This window comes from Enterobacter sp. UPMP2061 (assembly GCF_053709615.1).
On the sequence record NZ_JBSKJP010000005.1, the window covers coordinates 237,713 to 256,002 of the forward strand.

General features: G+C 57.4%; 18 protein-coding genes. 14 read left to right on the forward strand and 4 right to left on the reverse strand.

Annotated elements, in window-relative coordinates; genetic code table 11:
- Positions 1 to 222 precede the first annotated feature (222 nt).
- Entirely contained in the window at positions 223 to 2,766 is a 2,544-nt protein-coding gene (gene cyaA / locus ACWKXX_RS13180; protein WP_017383591.1) for a class I adenylate cyclase, read from the forward strand.
- Between the two features lie 91 nt (positions 2,767 to 2,857).
- On the opposite strand, the gene cyaY is transcribed toward cyaA, so the two are convergent.
- Positions 2,858 to 3,178 carry an iron donor protein CyaY gene (gene cyaY / locus ACWKXX_RS13185; RefSeq protein WP_006812374.1) on the reverse strand — a complete coding sequence of 107 codons (321 nt, stop codon included), beginning with the start codon at positions 3,176 to 3,178 and terminating at the stop codon, positions 2,858 to 2,860.
- Positions 3,179 to 3,313: 135 nt separating this feature from the next.
- Here cyaY and lptM point away from each other — a divergent pair, with 135 nt between their 5' ends.
- The 8 genes from lptM (at position 3,314) to corA (ending at position 10,245) form a co-directional block, all read left to right on the forward strand.
- Entirely contained in the window at positions 3,314 to 3,517 is a 204-nt protein-coding gene (gene lptM / locus ACWKXX_RS13190; protein WP_003860815.1) for an LPS translocon maturation chaperone LptM, read from the forward strand.
- 35 nt (positions 3,518 to 3,552) lie between these two features.
- Entirely contained in the window at positions 3,553 to 4,377 is an 825-nt protein-coding gene (dapF, locus tag ACWKXX_RS13195) for a diaminopimelate epimerase (protein WP_017383590.1), read from the forward strand.
- On the forward strand, positions 4,374 to 5,081 hold the full coding sequence (locus ACWKXX_RS13200) for a DUF484 domain-containing protein (RefSeq protein WP_261665828.1): 708 nt from the start codon (positions 4,374 to 4,376) through the stop codon (positions 5,079 to 5,081). The genes dapF and ACWKXX_RS13200 overlap by 4 nt, the downstream gene beginning before the upstream one ends.
- Positions 5,078 to 5,980, forward strand: a complete 903-nt coding sequence (gene xerC / locus ACWKXX_RS13205; protein ID WP_015570006.1) for a tyrosine recombinase XerC — start codon at positions 5,078 to 5,080, stop codon at positions 5,978 to 5,980. The genes ACWKXX_RS13200 and xerC overlap by 4 nt, the downstream gene beginning before the upstream one ends.
- Positions 5,980 to 6,696: a 5-amino-6-(5-phospho-D-ribitylamino)uracil phosphatase YigB gene (gene yigB / locus ACWKXX_RS13210; protein WP_015570005.1), complete on the forward strand. Its 717-nt coding sequence runs from the start codon at positions 5,980 to 5,982 to the stop codon at positions 6,694 to 6,696. The genes xerC and yigB overlap by 1 nt, the downstream gene beginning before the upstream one ends.
- Before the next feature lie 79 nt (positions 6,697 to 6,775).
- A complete protein-coding gene (gene uvrD / locus ACWKXX_RS13215) occupies positions 6,776 to 8,938 on the forward strand; it encodes a DNA helicase II (RefSeq protein WP_017383586.1) in 2,163 nt (720 codons plus the stop codon).
- A gap of 149 nt (positions 8,939 to 9,087) precedes the next feature.
- A complete protein-coding gene (gene ysgD, locus ACWKXX_RS13220) occupies positions 9,088 to 9,144 on the forward strand; it encodes a YsgD/CorL family protein (protein WP_212743980.1) in 57 nt (18 codons plus the stop codon).
- A gap of 150 nt (positions 9,145 to 9,294) precedes the next feature.
- Positions 9,295 to 10,245 (forward strand): magnesium/cobalt transporter CorA, encoded by a 951-nt coding sequence (gene corA / locus ACWKXX_RS13225; protein ID WP_003860807.1) that lies wholly within the window; start codon positions 9,295 to 9,297, stop codon positions 10,243 to 10,245.
- Between the two features lie 428 nt (positions 10,246 to 10,673).
- On the opposite strand, the gene rarD is transcribed toward corA, so the two are convergent.
- The gene (rarD, locus tag ACWKXX_RS13230) at positions 10,674 to 11,570 is read right to left on the reverse strand and encodes an EamA family transporter RarD (protein WP_017694744.1); all 897 of its coding nucleotides are present in this window, start codon (positions 11,568 to 11,570) and stop codon (positions 10,674 to 10,676) included.
- A gap of 51 nt (positions 11,571 to 11,621) precedes the next feature.
- A complete protein-coding gene (yigI, locus tag ACWKXX_RS13235; protein WP_006812366.1) occupies positions 11,622 to 12,089 on the reverse strand; it encodes an acyl-CoA thioesterase YigI in 468 nt (155 codons plus the stop codon).
- A 160-nt stretch (positions 12,090 to 12,249) separates the two neighbouring features.
- Between yigI and pldA the strand changes: the two genes are divergently transcribed.
- From pldA to rhtC, 3 genes are all read left to right on the forward strand, one after another.
- Positions 12,250 to 13,119, forward strand: coding sequence for a phospholipase A (gene pldA, locus ACWKXX_RS13240; RefSeq protein WP_003860803.1), 870 nt, complete (start codon positions 12,250 to 12,252; stop codon positions 13,117 to 13,119).
- 90 nt (positions 13,120 to 13,209) lie between these two features.
- The gene (recQ, locus tag ACWKXX_RS13245; RefSeq protein ID WP_032620661.1) at positions 13,210 to 15,039 is read left to right on the forward strand and encodes an ATP-dependent DNA helicase RecQ; all 1,830 of its coding nucleotides are present in this window, start codon (positions 13,210 to 13,212) and stop codon (positions 15,037 to 15,039) included.
- A 61-nt stretch (positions 15,040 to 15,100) separates the two neighbouring features.
- On the forward strand, positions 15,101 to 15,721 hold the full coding sequence (rhtC, locus tag ACWKXX_RS13250; protein WP_006179256.1) for a threonine export protein RhtC: 621 nt from the start codon (positions 15,101 to 15,103) through the stop codon (positions 15,719 to 15,721).
- Here the strand turns inward: rhtC and rhtB are convergent.
- A complete protein-coding gene (gene rhtB, locus ACWKXX_RS13255) occupies positions 15,718 to 16,338 on the reverse strand; it encodes a homoserine/homoserine lactone efflux protein (protein WP_006812363.1) in 621 nt (206 codons plus the stop codon). The two genes, rhtC and rhtB, sit on opposite strands and share 4 nt — an antisense overlap.
- 111 nt (positions 16,339 to 16,449) lie before the next feature.
- Between rhtB and pldB the strand changes: the two genes are divergently transcribed.
- The gene (gene pldB / locus ACWKXX_RS13260; RefSeq protein ID WP_015570002.1) at positions 16,450 to 17,442 is read left to right on the forward strand and encodes a lysophospholipase L2; all 993 of its coding nucleotides are present in this window, start codon (positions 16,450 to 16,452) and stop codon (positions 17,440 to 17,442) included.
- Positions 17,443 to 17,473: 31 nt separating this feature from the next.
- Positions 17,474 to 18,274: a sugar/pyridoxal phosphate phosphatase YigL gene (gene yigL / locus ACWKXX_RS13265; protein ID WP_015570001.1), complete on the forward strand. Its 801-nt coding sequence runs from the start codon at positions 17,474 to 17,476 to the stop codon at positions 18,272 to 18,274.
- The last annotated feature ends 16 nt before the right edge of the window (positions 18,275 to 18,290 follow it).

Sequence of the window (18,290 nt, forward strand, 5' to 3'; positions counted from 1 at the left end):
TTACACGTCAAGAACGGTGCTACACTTGTATGTAGCGCATCTTTCTTTACGGTCAACCGGCAAGGTGTTAAATTGATCACGTTTTAGACCATTTTTTCGTCTGTACCACCAGAAAAGCAAAAGGCGAAAAAAGGGTAACGGTTATTTTTTGAAATACTGCGGGTCCGCTGCTTTTTGTGTTCTGACTGGCGTGCGACACCCGGAAACATCAGGCGATACGTCTTGTACCTCTATATTGAGACTCTGAAACAGAGACTGGATGCCATCAATCAATTGCGTGTGGATCGCGCGCTTGCTGCCATGGGCCCTGCTTTCCAGCAGGTATACAGTCTACTGCCAACATTGTTGCACTATCACCATCCGCTGATGCCGGGTTACCTTGATGGTAACGTTCCCCAGGGCATTTGCCTCTTCACGCCTGATGAAACCCAACAGCATTACCTGACTGAACTTGAACTCTACCGTGGTATGCCGCCGCAGGATTCGCCGAAAGGCGAGCTGCCGATTACCGGGGTTTACTCCATGGGCAGCACGTCATCGGTTGGGCAAAGTTGCTCTTCTGACCTGGATATCTGGGTCTGCCATCAGTCCTGGCTCGACAATGAAGAGCGCCAGCTGTTGCAGCGTAAATGCAGCCTGCTGGAGAGCTGGGCGGCGTCGCTCGGCGTGGAAGTGAGCTTCTTCCTGATTGATGAAAACCGTTTCCGCCATAACGAAAGCGGCAGTCTGGGTGGTGAAGACTGCGGCTCGACTCAGCACATCCTGTTGCTGGATGAGTTTTACCGTACTGCCGTTCGCCTGGCCGGGAAACGTATTCTGTGGAATATGGTGCCGTGCGATGAAGAAGAGAATTATGACGACTACGTCATGTCGCTTTACTCGCAGGGCGTTCTGACGCCAAACGAGTGGCTGGATCTGGGCGGCCTGAGCTCCCTGTCCGCCGAAGAGTACTTTGGCGCAAGCCTCTGGCAGCTTTATAAGAGCATTGATTCACCGTACAAAGCGGTGCTGAAAACCCTGCTGCTGGAAGCCTACTCCTGGGAATACCCCACGCCGCGCCTGCTGGCGAAAGATATTAAACAGCGTCTGCACGACGGGGAGATCGTCTCCTACGGTCTTGATGCCTACTGCATGATGCTGGAACGCGTCACCGAATACCTGACAGCCATTGAGGACGCCACGCGTCTTGACCTGGTGCGTCGATGTTTCTATCTCAAAGTCTGTGAAAAACTGAGCCGCGAACGCGCCTGCGTGGGCTGGCGTCGTGAAGTCGTCAGCCAGTTAGTCAAAGAGTGGGGATGGGACGAAGAGCGTCTCGCCATGCTCGACAACCGCGCCAACTGGAAGATCGATCAGGTGCGTGAGGCGCACAACGAACTGCTTGATGCGATGATGCAGAGCTACCGCAACCTGATCCGCTTTGCCCGCCGTAACAACCTTAGCGTTTCTGCCAGCCCACAGGATATCGGGGTGCTGACCCGCAAACTGTACGCCGCGTTTGAAGCGTTGCCGGGCAAGGTAACGCTGGTTAACCCACAGATTTCGCCTGACCTGTCTGAACCGAATCTGACCTTTATCTACGTGCCGCCGGGCCGCGCGAACCGCACCGGGTGGTATCTGTACAACCGTGCGCCAAGCATGGATTCGATCATCAGCCATCAGCCGCTGGAGTATAACCGCTACCTGAACAAGCTGGTGGCCTGGGCCTGGTTTAACGGCCTTCTCACTTCACGTACCCGGTTGTTTATCAAAGGCAACGAGGTGGTCGATTTAGCCAAGTTGCAGGAGATGGTGGCGGATGTCTCGCACCACTTCCCGCTGCGTCTGCCTGCGCCGACGCCAAAAGCGCTCTACAGCCCGTGTGAGATTCGCCATCTGGCGATCATCGTCAACCTGGAATACGACCCGACGGCGGCCTTCCGCAATCAGGTCGTTCACTTTGACTTCCGCAAGCTGGACGTCTTTAGCTTTGGCGAGCAGCAAAACTGCCTGGTGGGCAGCGTGGATCTGCTGTACCGCAACTCGTGGAACGAAGTGCGTACCCTGCACTTTAACGGCGAGCAGGCGATGATCGAGGCGCTGAAAACGATCCTCGGCAAGATGCACCAGGACGCCGCGCCGCCGGACAGCGTGGAGGTGTTCTGCTACAGCCAGCACCTGCGCGGCCTGATTCGTACCCGCGTTCAGCAGCTGGTGTCTGAGTGCATCGAACTGCGTCTCTCCAGCACCCGACAGGAAACCGGGCGCTTTAAAGCGCTGCGCGTCTCCGGCCAGACCTGGGGGCTGTTCTTTGAGCGCCTGAACGTGTCGGTGCAGAAGCTGGAAAACGCCATTGAATTCTACGGCGCGATTTCACACAACAAACTGCATGGCCTGTCGGTTCAGGTGGAAACCAACCACGTTAAGCTGCCGCAGGTGGTGGATGGCTTTGCGAGTGAAGGGATTATTCAGTTCTTCTTCGAAGAGTCGGGCGATAACGCCGGGTTTAACATCTACATTCTGGATGAAACCAACCGTGCCGAGGTGTATCACCACTGCGAAGGCAGCAAAGAGGAGCTGGTGCGCGACGTCAGCCGCTTCTATTCGTCCTCGCACGATCGCTTTACCTACGGCTCAAGCTTTATCAACTTCAACCTGCCGCAGTTCTACCAGATTGTGAATGTGGATGGGCGAGCGCAGGTGATCCCGTTCCGTACGCAGGCGATTACCCCGGCGGCGCCCGCTAACCAGGAAACTGCGCCGCTGTTGCAGCAGTATTTTTCCTGAGGCTTTTCGCCGGGTGGCGCTGACGCTTACCCGGCCTACGGTTTGAGTCGTTGTAGGCCCGGTAAGGCGTAGCCGCCACCGGGCAACGCAACTACCTGAAACTCACTGCCTCGCCTGCCTGCGCCGTCGCCGCCTGCTCCAGCAGATCCCAGAACGTTTCGCCGCTGCGATCACAGACCCACTCGTCACCTTTCAGATCAAAGTGATAGCCGCCCTGTTTCGCCGCCAGCCACACCTGGTGAAGCGGCTCCTGACGATTAATAATAATCTTGCTGCCGTTTTCGAAGCTTAAGGTCAGGATCCCGCCGTTGATTTCACAATCGATATCGCTGTCGCCGTCCCAGTCGTCGATACGCTCTTCGATGGTCATCCACAGGGTATCGGCAAGGCGATGAAATTCACTGTCGTTCATGGTTTTATTCCTGTTTTTCGTGATGGCGGCAGTATAACGCTAAATAATTCCCGTTGCAGGAAAGCTGCAAACTCTTGCTTTTGTGTCTTCTCCTGCGATGATAGAAACAGATTTGAACTTACGGGCAACCTCTACATGAAAAACGTCTTCCGAACGCTTGTCGTTCTTGTCACTCTGTTTAGCCTGACCGGCTGTGGACTGAAGGGACCACTGTACTTCCCGCCAGAGGATAAAAACGCACCACCGCCGACAAAACCGGTGCAAAGTGGTATCGAGTCATCTACGCCGGATACCAACGATCGCGGCAATAACGGCGGCCCGACTCAGGTCAATCTCTGACAATTACGTTCTGTACCCGCGCAATGGAGCAAATGATGCAGTTCTCTAAAATGCATGGCCTTGGCAACGACTTTATGGTCGTCGACGCGGTAACGCAGAATGTCTTTTTCTCCCCGGAATTGATCCGTCGCCTGGCGGATCGACACGTGGGCGTGGGGTTTGACCAGCTGCTGGTGGTGGAGCCGCCTTACGATCCTGACCTGGACTTTCACTACCGCATTTTTAACGCCGACGGCAGCGAAGTTTCCCAGTGCGGCAACGGCGCGCGCTGTTTTGCCCGCTTTGTTCGGCTGAAAGGGCTGACCAACAAGCGCGATATCCGCGTCAGCACCGCCAACGGCCGGATGGTGCTCAGCGTCACCGACGACGAACTGGTGCGCGTGAACATGGGCGAGCCAAACTTCGACCCCTCTGCCGTGCCGTTTCGCGCCAACAAAGCGGAAAAGACCTATATTATGCGTGCCGCCGAGCAGACAGTATTGTGCGGCGTCGTCTCGATGGGTAACCCGCACTGCGTGATTCAGGTGGATGATGTGCAAACCGCGGCGGTTGAAACGCTCGGCCCGGTGCTGGAAAGCCATGAGCGCTTCCCGGAGCGGGCGAACATCGGTTTCATGCAGGTGGTGAAGCGTGAACACATTCGCCTGCGGGTTTACGAGCGCGGCGCGGGCGAAACCCAGGCCTGCGGAAGCGGTGCCTGTGCGGCGGTGGCCGTCGGTATCTCACAGGGGTTACTGGCAGAAGAGGTTCGCGTGGAATTACCGGGCGGACGTCTTGATATCGCCTGGAAAGGAGCGGGTCATCCACTGTACATGACTGGCCCGGCGACACATGTTTATGACGGGTTTATCCATCTATGAAGCAACCAGGGGAAGAACTGCGGGAACCTGTAACGGAGCTGGACGACAGCGCTGTTGTGGATTACCTGCTGCACAATCCTGAGTTTTTTATCCGCAATGCACGCGTCGTCGAACGGATGCGCGTGCCGCATCCGGTTCGCGAGACCGTGTCGCTGGTTGAATGGCACATGGCGCGCTCGCGCAACCACATCAATCAGCTCGAAGAGAACATGACGCTGATGATGGAGCAGGCCAGCAATAACGAAAGCCTGTTCTACCGTCTACTGCACCTTCAGGCGCGTCTGGCTTCCGCGCACAGTCTCGAAGAGTTCCTCAACCGCTTCCACCGCTGGGCGCGCGATCTGGGGCTGGCAGGCGCGACGATCCGTCTCTTCCCTGACCGCTGGCGCATTGGCGCGCCGTCCGGGTTTACCCATCTGGCGCTGAGCCGCCAGGCGTTTGAGCCGCTGCGCATTCAGCGTCTGGGCCATGAGCACCACTATCTGGGGCCGCTGAACGGGCCAGAACTGCTGGTGGTGCTGCCGGAAGCCAAAGCTATCGGCTCGGTGGCGATGTCGCTGATGGGGCGCGATGGTGACCTGGGCGTGATGTTATTTACCAGCCGCGACGCGCATCATTATGAACAGGGGCAGGGCACGCAACTGTTGCAGGAGATCGCCCTGATGCTGCCTGAGCTGCTGGAGCGCTGGATTGAGCGCGTATGACGGACGGATTGCTCGCCACTGACGTCAACCGCTTTCTGCGCTATCTGGGCGTAGAACGCCAGCTCAGCCCTATTACGCTGCTCAACTATCAGCGTCAGCTTGATGCCATCATGCAGATTGCCGATGAAATCGGCCTGAAAAGCTGGCAACAATGTGACGCCGCCACGGTACGCGGGTTCGTCGTGCGTAGCCGTAAAAAAAATCTCAGCCCGGCGAGCCTGGCGCTCCGGCTCTCTGCCCTGCGCAGTTTCTTCGACTGGCTGGTCAGTCAGGGCGGTCTGAAAGCCAACCCGGCAAAAGGGATCGCCACGCCGAAAGCCCCGCGTCATCTGCCGAAAAATATCGACGTCGACGACGTAAACCGCCTGCTGGATATCGATCTTAACGATCCGCTGGCCGTGCGCGACCGCGCGATGCTGGAGGTGATGTACGGCGCGGGCCTGCGTCTCTCTGAGCTGGTGAACCTCGACTTAAAGCACCTCGATCTGGAGTCCGGCGAGGTGTGGGTAATGGGCAAGGGCAGCAAAGAGCGCCGCCTGCCGATCGGCCGCAATGCGGTCTCCTGGATTGAGCACTGGCTGGACCTTCGCGGGCTGTTTGGCGCCGACGAAGATGCGCTGTTCCTGTCGAAACTCGGCAAGCGGATCTCGGCGCGTAACGTGCAGAAGCGCTTTGCGGAGTGGGGCATTAAGCAGGGGCTGAACAGCCACGTTCACCCCCACAAGCTGCGCCACTCCTTTGCGACGCACATGCTGGAATCAAGCGGCGACCTGCGCGGCGTACAGGAGCTGCTTGGTCACGCGAATCTGTCGACCACCCAAATCTATACCCACTTAGACTTCCAACACCTTGCCTCGGTGTATGACGCGGCGCATCCACGCGCCAAACGGGGGAAATAATGCGTTTTTACCGCCCACTCGGTCAGATCTCAGCCCTGACGTTTGATCTTGATGACACCCTTTACGACAATCGTCCGGTGATCCTGCGTACTGAGCAGGAGTCGCTGGCGTTTGTGCAGAACTACCATCCTGCGCTGAAAGCGATGCAGAACAAAGACTTCCAGAAGCTGCGTCAGTCCCTGCGGGAAACCGAACCGGAGATTTACCACGACGTGACCGAATGGCGCCGCCGTGCGGTTGAGCAGGCGATGCTCAACGCCGGCCTGAGCGCGCAGGATGCGGCCACGGGGGCCGAAGCGGCCATGGAAAACTTCGCCAAATGGCGCAGTCGGATCGACGTGCCGCAGGAGACCCACGACACGCTGGCGAAGCTCGCCGAAAAGTGGCCGCTGGTGGCCATCACCAACGGCAACGCTCAGCCTGAACTGTTTGGTCTGGGGAACTATTTTCAGTTCGTGCTGCGCGCGGGCCCGCACGGACGCTCGAAGCCGTTCAACGATATGTATCATCTGGCAGCGGAAAAACTGGATTTGCCGCTCGGTGAGATCCTGCACGTGGGCGACGACCTGACCACGGACGTCGCCGGGGCGATCCGCTGCGGCATGCAGGCCTGCTGGATCAAGCCGGAAAATGCCGATCTGATGACTACCCCGGATAGCCGTCTTCTGCCGCACGTGGAAATTTCACGGTTGGCATCCCTCACGACGCTGATATAATCATCAATTGTTCTGTATAAATTAACAGGGTTTTGGCGAATGGAAACATTTGCCTGCCCGACATGACGTGACGGTGCCAATGGACGTTTCTTACCTGCTCGACAGCCTTAATGATAAACAGCGTGACGCGGTTGCCGCCTCGCGTACAAACCTGCTGGTACTGGCTGGAGCGGGCAGTGGTAAGACGCGCGTGCTGGTTCACCGTATCGCCTGGCTACAGAGCGTGGAGAACTGCTCGCCGTACTCGATTATGGCCGTGACGTTCACCAACAAGGCGGCGGCGGAGATGCGCCACCGTATCGCGCAGCTGATGGGCACCAGCCAGGGCGGCATGTGGGTTGGCACCTTCCACGGCCTGGCGCACCGTCTGCTGCGCGCGCACCATATGGACGCTAACCTGCCGCAGGATTTCCAGATCCTCGACAGCGAAGATCAGCTGCGCTTGCTGAAACGCCTGATCAAGGCGATGAACCTCGATGAGAAGCAGTGGCCGCCGCGTCAGGCGATGTGGTACATCAACGGTCAGAAAGACGAAGGGCTGCGTCCGCATCATATCCAGAGCTTCGGTAACCCGGTCGAGCAGACCTGGCAGAACGTCTACAAGGCCTATCAGGAAGCGTGCGATCGCGCCGGTCTGGTGGATTTCGCCGAGCTGCTGCTGCGCGCCCACGAGCTGTGGCTGAACAAACCGCATATCCTGCAACACTACCGTGAACGCTTTACCAACATCCTGGTGGACGAATTCCAGGATACCAACAACATCCAGTACGCCTGGATCCGCCTGCTGGCCGGGGATACCGGCAAGGTGATGATCGTAGGCGATGACGACCAGTCTATCTACGGCTGGCGCGGCGCGCAGGTGGAGAACATCCAGCGCTTCCTCAACGATTTCCCCGGCGCGCAAACCATCCGTCTGGAGCAGAACTACCGTTCTACCAGCAACATTCTGAGCGCGGCCAACGCCCTGATTGAGAACAACAACGGGCGCCTGGGTAAAAAGCTGTGGACCGATGGCGTCGACGGCGAACCGATTTCGATTTACTGCGCCTTCAACGAGCTCGACGAAGCCCGCTTCGTGGTGAACCGCATTAAAACCTGGCAGGAGAACGGCGGCGCGCTGGAGCAGTGTGCCATTCTCTATCGCAGCAACGCCCAGTCGCGCGTGCTGGAAGAGGCGCTGTTGCAGGTGAGCATGCCGTACCGCATTTATGGCGGTATGCGCTTCTTCGAACGTCAGGAGATCAAAGATGCGCTCTCGTATTTGCGTCTGATTGCCAACCGTAACGACGATGCGGCGTTTGAGCGCGTGGTGAACACGCCGACGCGCGGCATCGGCGATCGTACGCTGGACGTGGTGCGTCAGGCCTCGCGCGATCGTCAGCTCACGTTGTGGCAGGCGTGCCGCGAGCTGTTACAGGAAAAAGCCCTTGCCGGGCGCGCCGCCAGCGCATTGCAGCGCTTCCTGGAGTTAATCGACGCGCTGGCGCAGGAAACGGCCGACATGCCGCTGCACGTCCAGACCGACCGGGTGATCAAAGATTCCGGCTTGCGCACCATGTACGAGCAGGAAAAAGGCGAGAAGGGCCAGACCCGTATTGAGAACTTAGAGGAACTGGTGACGGCAACGCGCCAGTTCAGCTACAACGAAGAAGACGAAGACCTGATGCCGTTGCAGGCATTCCTCTCTCACGCCGCGCTGGAGGCGGGTGAAGGGCAGGCCGATACCTGGCAGGATGCGGTTCAGCTGATGACCCTGCACTCCGCAAAAGGTCTGGAGTTCCCGCAGGTGTTCATCGTCGGGATGGAAGAGGGGATGTTCCCGAGCCAGATGTCGCTGGATGAAGGCGGGCGTCTGGAAGAGGAGCGTCGTCTGGCCTACGTGGGCGTGACCCGTGCGATGCAGAAACTGACCCTGACCTACGCGGAAACCCGCCGCCTGTACGGGAAAGAGGTGTATCACCGTCCGTCGCGCTTTATCGGCGAACTGCCGGAAGAGTGTGTGGAAGAGGTGCGCCTGCGCGCCAGCATCAGCCGTCCGGTCAGCCATCAGCGTATGGGCTCGCCGATCTCTGAAACCGACACCGGTTACAAGCTGGGCCAGCGCGTGCGCCACTCGAAGTTTGGCGAAGGCACCATCGTCAACCTGGAAGGCAGCGGCGAGCACAGCCGTTTGCAGGTAGCGTTCCAGGGGCAGGGGATCAAATGGCTGGTGGCAGCCTATGCCAAGCTGGAAAGTGTGTAACTTTCAGAAAAATATCACTATTTTGTAATAATCTGCTAGCCTTATACGTTGAAGGTCAATTAATGCCCTTCAGCGTTCCGTTGCGTGTTGACGCCACAGTTATTGCTGGCGTAACATGCGCGCACGATTACGCTAAGAGGACATTCGCCTTGGACACACCCAGTAGATACTGGCTCAATTCCCTGTCATCCAGGAACAACTCCTAAGGCTATCTCCTCTTGCTGATGGCCTTAGTGGTTGTCAGCGACTGCATCATTCCCGTCGCGCTGAGTCAGGCTGTTTAATGGTCTGAAACCCAATTTGTTTCTGTGTGCCCACCGAACTGTCCGATATTTTTTGCATTGGGAGTCCCGGTCATGTTGAGCGCATTTCAACTCGAAAATAACCGACTGACTCGGCTTGAAGCCGAAGAGTCACAGCCCCTCATTGATGCCGTATGGGTGGATCTGGTCGAGCCGGACGACGATGAGCGCCTTCGCGTACAATCTGAACTGGGGCAAAGCCTGGCGACACGCCCGGAACTGGAAGACATCGAAGCATCCGCCCGTTTTTTTGAAGACGAAGACGGCCTGCACATTCACTCCTTCTTCTTTTTCGAAGATGCCGAAGACCACGCGGGGAACTCCACCGTGGCGTTTACCATCCGCGATGGCCGCCTGTTCACCCTGCGCGAGCGCGAACTGCCTGCGTTTCGTCTCTACCGTATGCGCGCCCGCAGCCAGGCGATGATGGACGGCAACGCCTATGAGCTGCTGCTGGATCTGTTCGAAACCAAAATCGAACAGCTGGCGGATGAAATCGAAAACATCTACAGCGACCTGGAAAAGCTGAGCCGCGTGATCATGGAAGGCCATCAGGGCGATGAGTACGACGAAGCGTTGTCCACGCTGGCTGAGCTGGAAGATATCGGCTGGAAGGTGCGTTTGTGTCTGATGGATACCCAGCGCGCGCTGAACTTCCTGGTGCGCAAGGCGCGTCTGCCGGGCGGTCAGCTGGAGCAGGCGCGTGAGATCTTACGCGATATCGAATCCCTGCTGCCGCACAACGAATCCCTGTTCCAGAAGGTCAACTTCCTGATGCAGGCGGCGATGGGCTTTATCAACATCGAGCAGAACCGTATCATCAAGATCTTCTCGGTGGTGTCCGTGGTGTTCCTGCCGCCGACGCTGGTGGCGTCCAGCTACGGGATGAACTTCGAGTTTATGCCGGAGCTGAAGTGGAGCTTTGGCTACCCGGGGGCGATTATCTTTATGATCCTCGCCGGGCTGGCGCCGTATCTGTACTTTAAGCGGAAGAACTGGCTGTAAAAATCTGGCGGGTGGCGCTGCGCTTACCCGCCCTACGATCGAATTCCCTCTCCCTGTGGGAGAGGGTTCCCCACAAAATAATGCCTGCACAGACGGCCCCCTCTCCCTTGAGGGAGAGGGCTGGGGTGAGGGGGAACATACGGCTCAGGTGGTCATTCCGTTCACTTTATGTTCCTTGCTACTCTGTCACGACATGAGCGGTGAACGTGCCAGGGTGGCTCAGTCGCCACCACCCTGGCGACCCGGGCTTCCGGTGGAAAATCGCCGCTTCGCGGTGCCTTCGGCTTATTCCTTCCGGCTTATCGGGGACGGGCGGAGGTAACATCCCTGTAAAGCCCTCAGTTATTCTGAGGCAACGTTATCGCTTTTGCTTTCAAATTACTGGGGAACCCTCTCCCCTGTGGGAGAGGGTTAGGGTGAGGGCAACATCACAGCCCTTTGCGCACCCTGCGCTGGGTATAAATCGCATCCGCAACAAAGATGGCCAGCGCCACCCAGATAAAGGCGAACGTCACCATCTTATCCGCACCCGGCACCTCGCCGTAAAACACCACCGCCAGCAGGAACATCAGCGTGGGGCCAATGTACTGGAAGAAGCCCAGCGTGGAGAGGCGCAGACGCGTTGCCGCGCCGGTAAAGCACAGCAGGGGGATCGTTGTGACCACGCCCGCGGCCATCAGCATCAGGTTCAGCGACCATGGATTGCTGCCCATGTGGCTGGTGGCGCTGTCGGCAATACCGAACAGGTAGATCGCGGCGACAGGCAGCAGCCACAGGGTTTCAAACAGCATTCCCGTCTGCGCTTCCACGGCAATTTTTTTACGCACCAGGCCGTAGAAGGCAAAGCTGAACGCCAGCCCCAGGGCGATAACCGGCAGTGAGCCGAAGGTCCACAGCTGTACCAGCACGCCGCAGAAGGCCAGAATCACCGCCACCCACTGCATCCGGCGAAAGCGCTCACCAAGGAAAATCATCCCCAGCAAAATATTGACCAGCGGGTTAATAAAGTAGCCCAGGCTGGCTTCGAGCATGTGATGGTTATTCACCGCCCAGATAAACAGCAGCCAGTTTCCGCCAATCAGCACCGCAGAGAGAGCGAGCAGGAAGACCTTCTTCGGGGTTTTCAGCAGCGTTTTGACGCCTGACCACTGACGGCTGATACTCATCAGCGCAATCATGAAGAAAAAGGACCAGATGACGCGGTGAGTGAGGATCTCGTCCGCCGGGACATAGGCGATAAGTTTGAAGTACGCCGGTGCGATACCCCAAATAAAATAAGCGGCAAGGGCGAGTAAAACGCCCTGCCGCGTCTGTTTAGCATCCATCGGGAAAATCCGTTACAAAAAAGTGAAGTAATTTTACCCGAATTTGCCGTCTCAACCCACCATATAAGTGGCGGTTGCGCTGGCGATATAAACCTGTTCTTCGTTATGCAGCTCAACGCGGGCGACAGCAACTTTATTCCCGGCGCGCAGCAGGCTGCTGGTGCAGGTGAAGCGGTTTCCGCGTCCCGGCCGCAGATAGTCGACGCGTAAATCGATGGTGCCCATGCGCGACAGGCGCTGGCGTAACTCATCTTCGTTGATGGTGTCATGGCGCGTCAGCGTGCTGCCCACGCACACCAGACCGGCCGCCACGTCCAGCGCGGAGGCAATGACCCCGCCGTGCAAAATGCTTTGCGCCCAGTTACCGACCATCATTGGCTGATTATTGAAACTCAGCTGAGCGAAGTCTTTTTCGTATCGCTCCAGCTCAAGACCCAGTGCACGGTTGAACGGCATGTGGTACACAAAAATCTCGCCCACGAGCTTTAAGGTTTCTTCGGCGGTGAGTGTGGCTGACATCTGACGTGGCATCCTTGTTGTTAACAAAATGTTGATTTTATGCTTCAGGATAAAGGAATGCCACTTTAAGAAACGAGGAAGCGGAAGTTATCGCAGAAGTCTGTAGAATGCCCGGACAAAACTATTCATTAAATGTCACCATTTCAGGAGAACACCACCGATGCGGACGTATCTGGGTTGGTTACTGGCGGCGGTTGCGCTGCCCCTCACAGCATATGCGCAGGAAGCGACGATCAAAGAGGTGCATGATAAACCTGCCGTTAAGGGCAGCATCATCGCCAATATGCTTCAGGAGCATGACAATCCGTTCACGCTGTACCCTTATGATACAAACTACGTGATCTACACCCAGACCAGCGATCTCAACAAAGAGGCGATAAGCTCCTATAACTGGTCTGATAATGCGCGTAAAGATGAGGTGAAGTTCCAGCTCAGCCTCGCCTTCCCGTTCTGGCGCGGCATCCTGGGGCCGAACTCGGTGCTTGGCGCGTCTTACACGCAGAAGTCATGGTGGCAGCTCTCAAACAGCGGGGAATCTTCACCGTTCCGCGAAACCAACTATGAGCCGCAGCTGTTCCTCGGTTTCGCCACCGATTATGAGTTTGCAGGCTGGACGCTGCGAGACGTGGAGGTGGGCTATAACCACGATTCCAACGGTCGTTCCGACCCAACCTCACGCAGCTGGAACCGCATCTATACGCGTCTGATGGCGCAGAACGGCAATTTCATGGTGGAAGTGAAGCCGTGGTACGTGGTGGGCAGCACCGATGACAACCCGGATATCACCAAATATATGGGCTACTATCAGCTTAAAGTGGGCTATCAGCTGGGTGACGCGGTGCTGAGCGCCAAAGGCCAGTACAACTGGAATACCGGCTACGGCGGTGCAGAGCTGGGCCTGAGCTACCCGGTAACGAAACACGTTCGTCTTTATACTCAGGTGTATAGCGGGTATGGCGAATCGCTGATCGACTACAATTTCAATCAGACCCGCGTCGGTGTGGGCGTCATGCTGAACGATATTTTCTAAGCTGCTCGAATGTTTTTGCGTTAAACGTTGAAGTTTCTCTCTCAGGCGCTGAAAATAGCGCCTGTTTCATTTCTGGCATATGGGGTTAACGTGGCGCAGGCGGAAGTATTGAATCAGGAATCGCTGGCTAAACAGGTTTTGCAGGAAACCTTTGGCTACCAGCAGTTCCGCCCTGGCCAGGAAACCATCATTGAAACCGTGCTGGAAGGCCGCGATTGCCTGGTGGTCATGCCGACCGGCGGCGGAAAATCGCTCTGCTATCAGGTGCCCGCGCTGGTGCTTAATGGCCTGACGGTCGTGGTATCGCCCCTTATTTCCCTGATGAAAGACCAGGTCGACCAGCTGCTTGCCAACGGCGTGGCGGCGGCCTGCCTGAACTCGACGCAGACCCGCGAGCAACAGCAAGAGGTAATGACCGGGTGCCGCACCGGGCAGATCCGCCTGCTGTATATCGCGCCAGAACGCCTGATGCTGGACAACTTCCTCGATCATCTGGCGCACTGGAATCCGGTGCTGCTGGCAGTGGATGAAGCGCACTGTATCTCCCAGTGGGGGCACGATTTCCGCCCGGAATACGCCGCTCTTGGCCAGCTTCGTCAGCGCTTCCCCGAGCTGCCGTTTATGGCGCTTACCGCCACGGCGGACGACACCACGCGTCAGGACATCGTTCGCCTGCTGGGGCTGAACGACCCGTATATTCAGGTCAGCAGCTTCGACCGCCCGAACATCCGCTATATGCTGATGGAGAAGTTCAAGCCGCTGGATCAGCTCTTACGCTACGTGCAGGAGCAGCGCGGAAAGTCCGGCATCATCTACTGCAACAGCCGGGCGAAGGTGGAAGACACCGCCGCGCGTCTGCAAAACCGTGGCTTTAGCGCCGCGGCCTATCACGCCGGGCTGGAGAACCATATCCGCGCCGACGTGCAGGAGAAATTCCAGCGCGACGACCTGCAAATCGTGGTCGCAACGGTGGCGTTCGGGATGGGGATCAACAAGCCCAACGTGCGCTTTGTGGTGCATTTCGACATTCCGCGCAATATCGAATCCTACTATCAGGAAACCGGCCGCGCCGGGCGTGACGGCCTGCCTGCGGAAGCGATGCTGTTTTACGATCCGGCGGATATGGCGTGGCTGCGCCGCTGTCTCGAGGAGAAACCGCAGGGGCAGTTGCAGGATATCGAACGGCACAAGCTTAACGCGATGGGGGCCTTCGCCGAAGCGCAAACCTGCCGCCGTCTGGTGCTGCTCAACTACTTTGGTGAAGGGCGTCAGGCACCGTGCGGCAACTGCGATATCTGCCTCGACCCGCCGAAGCAGTACGATGGCCTGATGGACGCGCGCAAAGCGCTCTCGACTATCGGACGCGTGAACCAGCGCTTCGGGATGGGCTACGTCGTTGAAGTGCTGCGCGGGGCTAACAACCAGCGTATCCGCGATATGGGTCACGACAAGCTGCCGGTTTATGGCATCGGGAAAGACCAGAGCCACGAGCACTGGGTGAGTATCATCCGCCAGCTGATCCATCTCGGCTTTGCCACGCAGAACATTGCCCAGCATTCTGCGCTTCAGCTGACCGAAGCGGCGCGACCGGTCCTGCGTGGCGAGGTTGAACTGAAGCTCGCCGTTCCGCGCGTCGTCGCCCTGAAGCCGCGCGTGATGCAGAAATCCTACGGCGGTAACTACGATCGCAAGCTGTTCGCCAAGCTGCGTAAGCTGCGTAAAGCCATTGCGGATGAAGAGAACATCCCGCCATACGTGGTGTTCAACGACGCGACGCTTATCGAGATGGCCGAGCAAATGCCGCTCAGCGCCAGCGAGATGCTCAGCGTCAACGGCGTTGGCACGCGTAAGCTGGAGCGCTTCGGTAAAGAGTTTATGGCGCTCATCCGTTCCCACGCTGATGGTGATGATGAGGAGTAGTCAGCCGGGCGAAAAAGTGCCAGGATGGTGACTCACTACATTATTTCCCCGCGAGCTAATTATGTTAATGCTATTTCTCACCGTGGCGTTAGTGCACATCGTGGCGCTGATGAGCCCTGGCCCTGACTTTTTCTTCGTGTCACAAACGGCCGTCAGCCGCTCCCGCAAAGAGGCAATGATGGGTGTGCTCGGTATTACCATGGGCGTCATGGTCTGGGCGGCGGTTGCGCTGCTCGGTCTGAACCTGATCCTGGCGAAAATGGCGTGGCTGCATAACATCATCATGGTCGGCGGCGGTCTATACCTGTGCTGGATGGGCTACCAGATGCTGCGCGGGGCGCTGAAGAAAGAAGAGAAAAAGCCGGAAGAGCCAAAGGTTGAGCTGGCAACGGGCGGCCGTAGCTTTGTGAAAGGGCTGCTGACCAACCTGGCGAACCCGAAAGCGATTATCTACTTCGGCTCTGTGTTCTCGCTGTTTGTGGGGGATAACGTCGGCGCGGGCGCGCGCTGGGGGATCTTCCTGCTGATCGTTGTTGAGACGTTCGCCTGGTTTACCGTTGTGGCAAGCCTGTTTGCCTTACCGGCGATGCGTCGCGGCTACCAGCGCATCGCGAAATGGATCGACGGCTTTGCCGGCGCGCTGTTCGCCGGCTTCGGCATTCATCTCATCATTTCTCGCTAAGCATGACGCGCTGACGCAAGCAGCGCGCCAACCAGCATAAACAGCGAACCAAAGACTTTGTTCAGGGCCTTCATCTGCTTAGGCCCTTTGATCCACGCCGCAATTCGCTGCGCCAGCGTCGCGTAACCAATCATCACAATGATATCGACAATAATGGTGGTCGCGCCCAGCACCACGTACTGCATCACCTGTGGCTGATGCGGCACGATAAACTGCGGGAACAGGGCGGCGAGGAACACGATGCTTTTCGGGTTGGTCAGGTTAACGAACACCGCGCGTTTAAACAGGTGGCCGCGTGTTTGCGTCCGGGAGAGCGTATGCAGATCAATCGAGCCTGCGGCGCGCCACTGCTGAATACCCAGCCAGATAAGATACGCTGCGCCAGCCCATTTCAACACCTCGAAGGCCAGCACCGAACGGGAGAACAGCGTGCCCAGACCAATCCCCACCAGCACAATATGAATGCCAAGCCCGGTCTGTAAACCGGCGATTGACGCCGCCGCGCCGCGATAGCCGTGATTAATGGAGGTGGTCATGGTGTTGATTGCGCCCGAGCCAGGTGAAAGGCTGAGGATGATGGATGTCAGCAGGTAGGCGAACCACCATTCGAAGGTCATTTGAAACTCCCGGATCGTCTGTTTTTATGCCACAATACGCTATTGTTGAGTCATTTTGTGACCGGTGACGAAAAAAACGATATTCCCTGAATTACGGGGGGTGGAAACCCAATGTTTCAGCAGAAAAAGGACTGGGAAACACGAGAAAACGCATTTGCTGCTTTCTCCATGGGGCCGCTGACCGATTTCTGGCGCCAGCGTGAGGAAGATGAGTTTATGGGCGTCGGGGAAATCCCGGTACGCTTCGTTCGTTTCCGTGATGAAAAAAATGACCGGGTGATTGTGGTCTGCCCCGGGCGCATCGAAAGCTATATCAAATATGCCGAGCTGGCGTATGACCTGTTCCATCTGGGCTTTGATGTGTTAATTATCGACCATCGCGGGCAGGGGCTTTCTGGCAGGATGTTGCCGGATACCCATCGCGGCCACGTGGATAACTTCAGCGATTACGTCGACGATCTGGCCGCGTTCTGGCAGCAGGAAGTGCAGCCCGGACCGTGGCGCAAGCGTTATATTCTTGCCCACTCCATGGGGGGCGCGATCTCGACGTTGTTTTTGCAGCGCCATAAGCACCAGTGTGACGCCATTGCGCTGACCGCGCCGATGTACGGCATTGTGATACGTTTTCCTGACTGGATGGTGCGCCATCTTCTCGACTGGGCTGAGGGCCATCAGCGCATTCGAGAAGGCTATGCCATCGGAACAGGACGCTGGCGGGCATTGCCATTTGCCATCAACGTGTTAACCCACAGCCGGCAGCGTTATCGCCGCAACCTGCGTTTTTATGCCGATGAACCGCGTCTGCGGGTCGGCGGCCCCACCTGGCACTGGGTGCGGGAAGGTATTCATGCCGGTGAGCAGGTGCTGGCGGGCGTAGGCGATGATGACACGCCGACGCTCCTGATCCAGGCGGAAGAAGAGCGTGTGGTGGATAACCGCATGCATGACCGCTATTGTGAACTTCGCGCCGCTGCGGGCCATCCCTGTGAAGGGGGTAAACCGCTGGTCATCAACGGTGCGTACCATGAGATCCTTTTTGAAAAGGACGCTATGCGCTCAGTCGCGCTCAACGCCATTGTTGAATTTTTCAACAGGCATAACTGATTATTGTTTTCCACCAGAGGTTGAAATCCCTATGTACCAGGTTGTTGCATCTGATTTAGATGGCACGCTGCTTTCCCCCGACCACACCCTGTCGCCTTATGCGAAAGAGACCCTAAAACTCCTGACTGCCCGCGGCGTGAACTTTGTGTTCGCCACCGGTCGCCACCACGTGGACGTGGGGCAGATCCGCGATAACCTGGAGATCAAGTCGTACATGATCACCTCTAACGGTGCGCGCGTACATGACACGGACGGCAACCTGATTTTTACCCACAATCTCGATCGCGACATCGCCACCGATTTGTTCGGCATTGTGCATAACAACCCGGATATCGTGACTAACGTTTACCGCGACGACGAGTGGTTTATGAACCGCCATCGCCCGGAAGAGATGCGCTTCTTCAAGGAAGCCGTATTCCAGTACTCACTGTACGAGCCGGGTCTGCTGGAGCCGGAAGGGATCAGCAAGGTATTCTTCACCTGTGTAAATCATGAGGAGTTACTGCCGCTGGAGCAGGCGATCAACGCCCGCTGGGGCGACCGCGTGAACGTGAGCTTCTCCACGCTGACCTGTCTGGAAGTGATGGCGGGCGGGGTGTCCAAAGGTCACGCGCTGGAAGCGGTAGCGAAACGGCTGGGCTTTGATCTGAAAGACTGTATCGCCTTTGGCGATGGCATGAACGATGCCGAGATGCTCTCCATGGCGGGTAAAGGCTGCATCATGCAGAACGCGCACCAGCGCCTGAAAGATCTGCACCCGGAGCTGGAAGTGATCGGCACCAACGGCGATAACGCCGTGCCTAAGTATCTGCGCAAACTGTTCCTTGAATAATCTTCAATTGATTGTT